Genomic DNA, 10,394 nt, shown 5'->3' with positions numbered 1-10,394 from the left:
ATCCCTTAACCTCAGTCCATTTATGGCCATATTCACTGTTAACTTCAAAAGAATACTGACACTACTAAAGTAGAAAACATGAAGTAACCAAAAAAACAAAGGTGAATTCTCATTCCTAGGTGAAAGGAAATTCGCTTTTATCTATTTTTGGGTGTTTCACAAAGTTAAAAGCTAGTCTTTTTCAGTGGCCTCTCCTTTGGGTCGTAGGGCTTTTTTGGATTCCCTGTAGTGATCGTAATAAGTCTTGGCATTTGAAAAATGTAATGATTGCGATAGAGGTAAATAAGGTATCGGTAGAGCGTATGATGTTTCTTCTTGCGGGTTTAGAACTTAGGGAGGGTAGCGACAGGGTGATGAATACCGATGCGCTTATGCTTGCCAGCTTCAAATCTGATGAGGCAGGGGTCTGTTCTAAAAGTCTATTCTATTTGGAAGCGGTTAGGACGATGGATTAACACCCAAAAAAAGCTGCCGGCAATTCCCTTATGTGGGGAACTGCCGGCTTTTTTGAATTGACAATTCCTGTAATACCATCCGCTATGCTTACTTTGATAACTCTACAAAACCTTCTCCAAACACATCTCTTACATCATGAATGGTGAGGAAGGCATCTCTATCCGCATTTTCAACGATTTTCTTGAGTGTGGGCACTTCCTGTTTGCTAATAACAATGTATAGCACTTCTTTGGGCTCTTGGCTATAATAACCTTTTCCTTGCAGAACGGTCACGCCTCTGTCCATGATCAAGTTGACCTGTTCGGCGATTTTGTCCTGCTGCATGGAGATAATAGTGACTGCTTTTTTAGGATTCAGTCCTTCAATGATAAAGTCCATCACTTTTGTACCGACATAGAGCATAATGATGGTTACCATAAGCTTCTCTGCCCCAATAATGAAGAAAGAGGAAAACACAACGATCAAATCAAAAAATAAGAGGGCGTAACTAATATTCCAATGGAGATATTTGTTGGCTATTTTTGCGAGAATGGTTGTACCTGCAGTACTGCCGCCAACCCGAATAATCAGCCCAATGCCTGTTCCGACTAGTATGCCTCCAAATACCGCATTCACAATTAATTCATTGGAATGAATATTCCAATCGTGGGTAAGGTGCAGAAATACGGAATTGAGCAACACAGCGATAATTGTATATATAATCATCTTTTTATCCAGGAATCGATAGCCGAAAATCAGCAATAAAGCATTCACTATTAAGTTGACTAGACTGGGAGACCATTGAAATAAATAATAAAAAATAATGGAGACCCCAGTAACTCCACCCTCACCGAGTTCATTGGGAATGACGAATACGTTGACTGCTAAGGCAAACAGAAATGCTCCAAGTACTAAGTAAAATAAATCGTTAGCTAATTTTTTTATCATCGTTACCATCCTTACATTTTGCAATAATCAAAATACTATATCTCATATGGGTGAGATTAGGCAATCTCTTTTTTTCGAAGACTATGAACGCATAGCAGTCTGAAAATCCCTATTAGTATTATGAATATGCAAGATTCTGTATAATGGATAAGTTCTTATAATTGACGCGGCCGCTAAGAACAATCTTGTGTTTAATGGAGCGGTAAGAACGTGGATGTCTACCGGGCCGATTGAAAATTACAGAATTAGATCGGTTCACTTGTCAAGCGGCCTGATGCTTATTCATGTCCCTCTAATTAATAGTATAATAAGAATATAAGTGATAGGAACAGTTTATAAAAAGGAGTCAGAAGCATGAAATGTCCTCACTGCAACAACGAATTGAATGAACTCCCACTATGTTATGGAGTAGAAGCACCACAATACTTTTACACGGTGCCAGAAGAGAAAAGAACAGAACTAACAGATGATTTTTGTGTCATTGATGAACAACATTTCTTTATTAGAGGACATATCGAAATACCGATCATTGATAGTCATGAGAAGTTTATTTGGAGTGTTTGGGCATCCCTGAGCGCAGAGAACTTCTTGAAATCTAATGAATTATTACTTGTTGAAGGAAGAGAAGAGGAAGAGCCTTATTTTGGTTGGTTATCGACCGAGCTTTCAATATATCCATTAACAACCTTGTCTTTAAAGACAAGGGTACATACACAGGAAGTTGGTGCTGTTCCATTAATGGAATTAGAACAAACGGATCATCCACTTGCAATTGAACAACGAGAAGGAATTTCTATAGAGAGAGTAAAGGAAATTGCCCATCTAATCAATCATGGTTAATATTAGTGGGAATTAGCATTGGAAAAAGTAAAATTGAAGCAAAGAAGGCGAATTCCCATTCATTATTGAATGGAAATTCGCCTTTTTTAGCGGCCTCCTCAGTACTTATTAGGGATAGTTCTACCGACTTGCACTTAGGTGTGATGTATGATCGCATCGACATCGACAAGCAACTAGAGAAAAACTGGTTAGCAGAGGAGGAAATTATCTCAGCGCTTATTAGGTACTTTGAAACTCACACGGATAGTGCTCATAAAGAACTAGAGTTATCAGTGAACTACATGCTTTATGAAAAGTGAAGTTTTGATATGGATAGCTATATAGCTGATCAAAAGAATAGAGGGAATTTTGGTACTTGTGAGGGGTTGATTGGTGTTATGCTTGACAGTTACGAACCTTATATAGATGCTTTGGATGAAGATGAGAAGCCCAAGGTTATTTTCAAGTATCAGATATATAGCGGAGACTATTCAATAAGCAAGAATGTCGAAGACTACAAGAAAGCTGCTCATGCCTTCTGGGACAATTGGTATCCAAATGGATGGGAGCGTTAATATCTGTTACGTTAGACACATACACTTATCAATGCGTTGAGATATCAGGTGTCTTCCTATGTCAGAGACGAATGAGGTTAGAGAGATTAACATCGTCCAGATTCATCCAGCCTCAACTTTCTGGGCATTTTGAAATCGAGCAAGTCTTTTTAAGCCCAATGTATCCTGAATTAGGTCATAATCCATTCATTTAGAATAGCAGCGCATATTATGTTTAAGAAGTAAAAGGAGGGGATATGCAATGAGCTATGGAGTTGGAGGCAGATTTACTTCTACTGGAGAAATTTTGGTTCTTTATATCTTATTAGTAATTGTGTTATCTGCTTGTTTCTTTGTATAATAGCAGGCTATCAGAAAGAACAATAGCCACTGTTGCAAGGTTATTGTTCTTTTTTTGCAAATGTTGATGGACAAGCCAATCCTTTATTTCGTTCCAATAATGAGAATAAATCCGATGTATTCATGGTAACGGTCCATTATACTGTTGTACTTACTGATCACTTCCCAAATCGTGTGGTCAAGAAAGGATTCCGCATCCATTTGTTGATAATGGTCTGGATGCTCTGTAAGATCCTCACTTGATTTAGGGAACAAGAAGGGACCGTCTATCTTTGAATGATAAAATCCCATTGTGTTTACTAATGCTGACCAATCATTAAAGTCCCATAGATTCTCAATATGATAAAAAGTACTAATCACTTGATTGATTTCTGTAGACATAGGTTTATATTGAATCATTTCTCTATCAAAAAGCTTGCCTCCAGTATGCAAAACCCTATAATATTCCGAAAATGCCTTTTCTGTATCAGTGAAAATGGATACAGATTCAACAAGAATCACATCAAATGACTCCTTAGGAAAAGGAAGTGAACTTGCGTCACCTACTAAGAATTGAATTGAAGAATTCTCTTTATCAGCCCGTATTTTAGCTTTTGAGATCATTTCTGGGTGAATATCTATACCTATTACATCATGACCTTGTGCAGCTAAATAACAAGATGTTCTGCCAGTACCACAACCAACCTCAAGGATTCGGGAAGCAGGTGGTAGCGGATATTGTTCAAACTGCTTTAAAGTTGCACTAAACCCTCCAGGGTGAGCATTTCCAACACCTAATTTAGCAAGCATATTCAAATATTCCATGAGTGTAAATTCCTTTCACTGCAGTTCTTATTTTATATTATGAAAAAAAATAAACTTTGTACCGCAGTGCTCAATATTACTGACTTAAGGACATACATAAAAACTTTCGGTTATTTTAATTCAGATTCAGATCGTTAAGTAATATACGATATTGCTAGAAGATCTGTTTTTTTTGCTTGAAAGGATATATTTGTACGTCGTTCTTTAAGTAGTCTTCGACAACAAGTTTGGGTTTTATTTAATTTATTCAAGAACACTTGAAAATAATGTAAATGTAGGATATTGTAAGTGATAAGTAGTAAGTAGTAAGTAAATCAAAACGCTCACCATACGGAATAAATATCATCCAGTAAATACGAATTTATGGATAGGGGTGGATGGTTATGATGGATTTAAAATTAGCACCAAGTTTTGCATTGCTCGCGCTTAATGGACAGAGAAGTCTTCATATGACTACTGTTAAGAAAGTATCTTTACGCTGCATGGCCGCGGCGGTTGTATTGGAGCTTTACTTAGAGGGATGTTTATCACAATCTGAGAACAAGATCACTTTGCCTAAAGCAAAACTTGATCCATCTCATTCAACACTTTATAGAGAAACGGTTCTACAACCCTTACTTCACAATAGCGCTGTTACGGAGGGTGACTTAAATTGGTGGTTAAAAAAGGCTTCGACAAAGTCTAACCATCAGTTAAAAAAATTCGAAACGGCGATTACAGATTATCTTAAGTCAATGAATTTACTTGAAGAAATCCCAAGCCTGTTAGGGAGCGACATGTATTTTGATTCTGCTGAAGTTGAAATTAAAGCATATCGCAGTAAAATGGAGGCGTACACAAGCATTACAGAGAATATACGGGCAGAGATTTTGGAAGAGGGATCAGTAACAGATGAAGTTATTTGTATGCTGTGGCTACTTCGTGAATGTGGATGTATGCATGATTACTTCTCGAAGAACGAACTTGAAAAGGTAAATATCAGATTTCATGATCTATATCAAAGTAACTTATGGGCAAAAACATTATTTCCAATTCAAATTCATCATGGAATTGAGTTAGGGATCAAACGGTTTCTAGAATTGAAGACAAAGTTTGTGAAGACGGATGTCGGTGGTAGTATTAATTTTATTTTCCCAGCCCTTGAGCGATCACAAGCTGTCTTTATAGAAACAGAGTCTTGGTTTGATAATTCTAGTCAAAGACTAGACGCAGTGATTACAAGATTAATGTCGTGTGGACATGAAATTAAGGCAATAGAGAGAGGATCAATTGCGACCCTTAAAATTGATAATTTGTTATACGATGCGATCCCGCATTTTGTTATGATGAAAGTGCCAATTCAAGGTGTGCGTCTTGTTCCGAAGCGCCCGCTGTAAAGGAGTTGGTTATCCATGTCTAGACAACGTTCTATGGAGAATATTTTGGCTTCAGAGTATGTCTCTATAGGTGAATTGGTAAGAATCACAAATGCTCGTTATAGTACACTTAAACATTATACAGAAGAAGGCATGCTTCCCTTTGAACAGGCCGAGGAGAATTTAACACGCAGATATAAAAGAGAGGAAACCGTCGCACGTATTCTTTGGATCAAAGAGTTGAAAGCAGACGGTTTATCGATCCCACAAATGAAAGAAGCTTTAGGAATGAATTAAACATCGGGATTCCCGGTGTTTTTTGCTTTTTTAGTCAAAGAATTTAACATCCTCTGATAACTTCGCACCAATCATCCGAACGAAATGCTCAGCCGCAACAGACAGCTTTCGATCCCGTCGTACTGCAAAGCCTATACTGCGAGGTAACAACGGATCGTCTAGCTTCAGTTCATAAAGTATTCCACTATGAAGATCCTCTTGCACGAAAGAACGGCTAATAAAAGCTGCCCCATACCCTAATCTAGCGAACTCTGCTAGCAGTTCTATACTCCCCAATTCGATATCTGGGATTACCGATAATCCCTTAGTCGCAAACCATTGCTCAACAAATACTCTAGTGCTGCTCCCTTGAGAAAATAGGATTAAAGGCAGCTCTGACACTTCTCTCATGGTTAGTGAACGACTCGCTAATTCTTGATAGGCTTCTCCTACTACAAAACAATCCTCCAGCACAGCCAGCGTCTGTATATTTAGCAGTGGATCGTGAAGAGGCATATGGACAAAGGCGCAGTCGATCTCGCCATCTTTTAAACGCTTAGTGATGTCTGGCGTCTTGCCGTGAGAGAGACGGATTCGTATACCTGGGTATGTGCTATGGAAGATGTTCAACTGCGGCAACAAAAGATGCTTGATCAGATAATCACTGGCTCCGATTCGTATTTCTCCCTCATTTAACTGCTTCAAGCTCTCCAGATGCTTCTGTGCTGAATCCAGCATGGAAAAGGATTGCTCCACATATTCGAATAGCGCTCGCCCTTCTTCGGTAAGCTCTACACCTTTGGACAGCCTGTGAAACAGCTTCAGTCCTAAGGCTTCTTCCAATTGTTTAATGGCATAACTCACAGAAGGCTGTGTAATATGCAGTTCCGTTGCAGCTTTTGTTAAATTACGATGACGTGCCGTTTGCCAGAAAATACGATACCATTCCAAGTTGAACATGTGGTATAGATCACCTCTATATCATTATGGTAAAAATCCAATTTCATTTATTACATTTCATTCATTATAATCAGGCTAGAGGAATAATTCAAAGGGGGGGATGAAATGGAATCCAATCAACCGGACTTAGAAGCACGTTCTCCATGGTCAACGAATAGCGATAAACACATAGTGAAGATTAGCCCAGCGAAAGCGGAAATCAATGGGACGATAACCATATCAGGAAGCAAAAGTCTGACGAATCGGGCCTTGGTAATCGCTGCTTTGGCTGAAGGACGTTCAGAAATAAAGGGTATATTAAAAAGTGATGATTCTTACTGGTGTATTGATTCGTTAATGAAACTGGGGATTCCCGTTATGATAGAAGGAGAGACAGCTGTTGTGGAGGGATGTGGCGGCAACTGGCCGAATCCGACTGGTGAGCTATATGTAGGAGCGGCAGGTACGGTTGCAAGATTCTTACCCGCTGCACTCGCGGCAGGGACGGGTACTTGGACAATGAATGGAAGTAAACGACTCTGTGAGCGTCCACTCGCTCCATTACTCGACGCATTAACGACCCTTGGTGCACAATTTGAGTATAAACAAGTAGAGCGCTGTTTACCTTTTACATTAGAGGCAAAAGGTCTGCAAGGAGGAAGGGCTACGCTGCCCGGCTCCACTTCAAGTCAATTTATTAGTGGATTGCTGCTCGCGGCGCCGTATGCCAAGGACCAGGTGACCGTGTATATAGATGGAGAAGTTGTGCAAAGAGATTATGTCGAGATGACCCTTGCCATGATGGCCTCCTTTGGTGTAACACCAGAAGCATCTCAGGATGGTCAATCGATAACGGTTCCTACAGGAAAGTATCACGGTCATACGATCACTTTAGAGCCTGATGTATCCACATGCTGTTACTTTTGGGCTGTTGCGGCGCTTACGGCAGGCCGTGTTCGAATTGAAGGAATCAATGCAAGCCATACAAGTCAACCTGATATCGAGTTTTTAGACGTTCTGGAGTTAATGGGCTGTACCGTTCTTCGTGGGGAGAATTTTGTTGAAGTACAAGGTGTCCCACGGCTTAAGGGTGGATTCACAGTGAGTATGAAGAAGTGGTCGGATCAAACACTAACCATGGCTGCTATGGCTATTTTTGCAGATGGTCCAATCACGCTAAAGGATGCCGCACATATCAGACATCATGAATGTGATCGGATAGCCGCGATATGCGAGGAAATAAGTAAGCTCGGAATACGTGTGGAAGAGTTTGAGGATGGTCTAACGGTATATCCGGGTCAGCCAATCCCAGCTTTACTAAATTCTCATGACGATCATCGGATGGCTATGGCGCTTTCTTTAATTGGCTTGAAGATTGAGAATATTCAGATTATCGACCCTGGTTGTGTCTCCAAGACCTGTCCAGATTATTTTGACCGTTTGTCAGCGTTAGGCGTACAGGTCCAATACTAACTAAGGAGTGCATATATAATGGCAGGAAATACATTCGGTGAAGTGTTCAAAATTACAACCTTCGGTGAGTCACATGGTGTGTCGGTAGGTGTCATAGTGGATGGTGTAACACCTGGTGTCGAGATTAACGAAGCGTATATACAGAAACAGATGGATCGGAGAAAACCGGGCCAATCTTCAGTAACTACTCCTCGTAAAGAATATGATGTTGTCCACATACAATCAGGAGTATTTGAGGGAAAAACAACAGGTACGCCGCTTTTTGTAGTTCTTCAAAACCACGATATGAGACCAGAAGCGTACAGCGAGATTCAGGACGCTTTTCGTCCGGGCCATGCCGACTTTACTTATTTAGAGAAATACGGGATTCGGGATCATCGTGGAAGCGGACGTGCTTCTGGTAGAGAAACTGCGGCAAGAGTGGCTGGAGGTGCGATAGCTCGTAAGTTGTTAGAGAGAAGAGGTGTACAGGTAGTAGCATACACGCAAGAAATCGGAGGCATAAAGTGTGAATCCTTCGATGAGGGAATGATTGAACAAAATGCTGTCCGCGCTTGTGATCCTATTGCAGCTGAGAAGATGATTAAAAAGATTGAGGGGTTAGCCGAGATTGGAGATAGCTGTGGAGGTATTGTGGAATGCCGTATTCGTGGCGTGATTCCGGGTCTTGGAGAGCCGGTCTTTGATAAATTGGATGCAGAACTGGCGAAAGCTATGCTGTCCATTGGTGCTGTTAAAGGGATAGAATTTGGAGCTGGCTTTGAAGCGGCAACGATGCTGGGTAGTGAGCATAATGACGCGAGGAATAGCGATGGCTTTCTTACTAATCATTCCGGAGGAATCATCGGGGGGATTAGCACCGGACAAGAAATCGTATTTCGGATCAGTGTAAAACCGACGTCGTCCATCTCTGTGCCACAGCAAACGACTAACATTAAAGGGGAAGAGCAAGAGATACGCACCGAAGGCAGACATGATCCTTGTATTTGTCCGAGAATCGTACCTGTGGTAGAGGCTATGGCTTGTTTAGTACTGGAGGATCAATACAAACGACAAGCTGCTATGCTTGGATGATATAAAAGCGGCATGGCCCATTAGCACATATTGCGCTAATGGGCTTTTTACTGTTCACACTTCGATTTTACCCCATATAGAAACTTGATCTAGTATATTATGGAATTAGAAAAGCGGAAAAGAACTTATGCAATACTAAATAAAGGAGGGGCGTTAATGGACAACGACAGAGCACCAGTAATATTTCAAAAAGAAACAAAGAACGGGTTGAAAAAGGTGGTTTTATGAGAATATTCACGTTAGGAATTGTAGTATTGATGTTATTTGTTTTAAACCCTACCGTAATAAAAGACAATCCAAATACAGCTATATCGAAGATAGAAGCATCTGTTGAACCGTCAGAGAAATTAGTGGCAGAAAGCTTAAGTGAATTGGTTAATCGTAAATTTTCTATAAAAGAAGATCAGAACAATGAAGAAGATTATGATTCTATTGTGACCTTTGGAAAAGCCTTCGTTAATCTTTATACCGGAGCTGTTGCAAAACAAGAAACTGTATCCTTTGAGAATTACATCTCGAGTGCAAATCTTCTTAAATTCACAGATAAAATGTTGGAATTAACACAAAAGCAGGCATTGAACGGTGCCAGTAGTGTGAATTTCGGTCTCGATAATGAGTTTAATGAAGAAGTGATTAATAAAATTGATAAGAATCTTTACTATCTGAGCTTACCTTTTTCAAACGAAGGTTCTGGATTGACTTGCACACTGTTAGTTCAATCTTCAAATAAGTCATTGGAAATTGTTGATTTGTACTTTGGCTACAAAGATGGTGTAGATACTTTCACAACGGGTCACCCTGCGGAAAGAAACTTTGACAATCCACAAATATGGGATGACCAAGAATGGGTGGATGGTGTTTTTGAAAAGCTTGAACAATATGAAGCCGAACTCTCCGTCAAGTAGACAGTAGAAGAATAGAGATCCGAGCAGCAACTTGCTTTCAATATTCAGCGGTAACAATAAAAGCAGCGGTATGTTAAGGCTTTAGTTTCCCGCCCTAGCACCGCTGCTCCATTATTAAGGTATTCTAATCCAATTCTACTAGTATCTCAAGGTTTTACCCAGGAGCCCTTCAGATCCATTTCCCGGATACAATCGGCCGAGTCATTCCTGTTGTCGTTAATCATTGGGGTAACTGGGTACACCTGCATTTCATCTGCTGAATAAGGCCGCAGAATCGGATTCAGTGCTTCCAGATCATTTGTCTCCTCATCAAGCCATCGAGTGATATCCTGTGGGGACAAAATCGCCGGCATCCGGCTCTCAAATTCGCTAATCAGTGGATTGGCATCAGTCATGACCAGAGAACAGGTACGAAGAGGCTCCCCGCGCGTATCCCGCCAAATTTCGTATAG

12 protein-coding genes are annotated in these 10,394 nt (G+C 40.4%); 8 read left to right on the top strand and 4 right to left on the bottom strand.

Annotation, left to right across the window (positions count from 1 at the left end; all coding sequences use genetic code 11):
- Positions 1–251 precede the first annotated feature (251 nt).
- Entirely contained in the window at positions 252–455 is a 204-nt protein-coding gene (locus CA598_RS32770) for a hypothetical protein (RefSeq protein ID WP_143812477.1), read from the top strand.
- An 88-nt stretch (positions 456–543) separates the two neighbouring features.
- On the opposite strand, the gene CA598_RS29945 is transcribed toward CA598_RS32770, so the two are convergent.
- Positions 544–1,383, bottom strand: coding sequence for a YitT family protein (locus tag CA598_RS29945; protein ID WP_094878842.1), 840 nt, complete (start codon positions 1,381–1,383; stop codon positions 544–546).
- 354 nt (positions 1,384–1,737) lie between these two features.
- Here CA598_RS29945 and CA598_RS29940 point away from each other — a divergent pair, with 354 nt between their 5' ends.
- Positions 1,738–2,223 carry a DUF2199 domain-containing protein gene (locus CA598_RS29940; protein WP_094878841.1) on the top strand — a complete coding sequence of 162 codons (486 nt, stop codon included), beginning with the start codon at positions 1,738–1,740 and terminating at the stop codon, positions 2,221–2,223.
- 308 nt (positions 2,224–2,531) lie between these two features.
- Positions 2,532–2,777: a hypothetical protein gene (locus tag CA598_RS29930; RefSeq protein WP_094878839.1), complete on the top strand. Its 246-nt coding sequence runs from the start codon at positions 2,532–2,534 to the stop codon at positions 2,775–2,777.
- Positions 2,778–3,200: 423 nt separating this feature from the next.
- Here the strand turns inward: CA598_RS29930 and CA598_RS29925 are convergent, their stop codons facing one another.
- A complete protein-coding gene (locus CA598_RS29925) occupies positions 3,201–3,920 on the bottom strand; it encodes a class I SAM-dependent methyltransferase (protein ID WP_094878838.1) in 720 nt (239 codons plus the stop codon).
- A 383-nt stretch (positions 3,921–4,303) separates the two neighbouring features.
- Between CA598_RS29925 and CA598_RS29920 the strand changes: the two genes are divergently transcribed.
- Both CA598_RS29920 and CA598_RS29915 read left to right on the top strand, forming a co-directional pair.
- Positions 4,304–5,296, top strand: a complete 993-nt coding sequence (locus CA598_RS29920; protein WP_094878837.1) for a GPP34 family phosphoprotein — start codon at positions 4,304–4,306, stop codon at positions 5,294–5,296.
- A gap of 15 nt (positions 5,297–5,311) precedes the next feature.
- Entirely contained in the window at positions 5,312–5,572 is a 261-nt protein-coding gene (locus CA598_RS29915; protein WP_094878836.1) for a helix-turn-helix domain-containing protein, read from the top strand.
- Positions 5,573–5,602: 30 nt separating this feature from the next.
- Here CA598_RS29915 and CA598_RS29910 read toward each other — a convergent pair whose 3' ends face one another.
- Positions 5,603–6,511, bottom strand: coding sequence for a LysR family transcriptional regulator (locus CA598_RS29910; protein ID WP_094878835.1), 909 nt, complete (start codon positions 6,509–6,511; stop codon positions 5,603–5,605).
- 105 nt (positions 6,512–6,616) lie between these two features.
- Here CA598_RS29910 and aroA point away from each other — a divergent pair, with 105 nt between their 5' ends.
- The 3 genes from aroA to CA598_RS29895 all read left to right on the top strand — a co-directional run bounded on the left by aroA (position 6,617) and on the right by CA598_RS29895 (position 9,942).
- Positions 6,617–7,963, top strand: coding sequence for a 3-phosphoshikimate 1-carboxyvinyltransferase (gene aroA, locus CA598_RS29905; RefSeq protein WP_094878834.1), 1,347 nt, complete (start codon positions 6,617–6,619; stop codon positions 7,961–7,963).
- A gap of 18 nt (positions 7,964–7,981) precedes the next feature.
- Positions 7,982–9,037: a chorismate synthase gene (gene aroC / locus CA598_RS29900; protein WP_094869562.1), complete on the top strand. Its 1,056-nt coding sequence runs from the start codon at positions 7,982–7,984 to the stop codon at positions 9,035–9,037.
- Between the two features lie 224 nt (positions 9,038–9,261).
- Positions 9,262–9,942 carry a hypothetical protein gene (locus CA598_RS29895; protein WP_094878833.1) on the top strand — a complete coding sequence of 227 codons (681 nt, stop codon included), beginning with the start codon at positions 9,262–9,264 and terminating at the stop codon, positions 9,940–9,942.
- A gap of 146 nt (positions 9,943–10,088) precedes the next feature.
- Here CA598_RS29895 and CA598_RS29890 read toward each other — a convergent pair.
- Positions 10,089–10,394, bottom strand: a 306-nt coding sequence (locus tag CA598_RS29890; RefSeq protein ID WP_143812475.1) for an SOS response-associated peptidase family protein, incomplete at its 5' end; no start/stop codon positions are given.

Source organism: Paenibacillus sp. VTT E-133291, assembly GCF_002264395.1.
Lineage (GTDB): Bacteria > Bacillota > Bacilli > Paenibacillales > Paenibacillaceae > Paenibacillus_AQ > Paenibacillus_AQ nitricinens.
The sequence above is the reverse complement of the archived record's forward strand: the minus strand, read 5'-3'. Positions and strand labels throughout refer to the sequence as shown.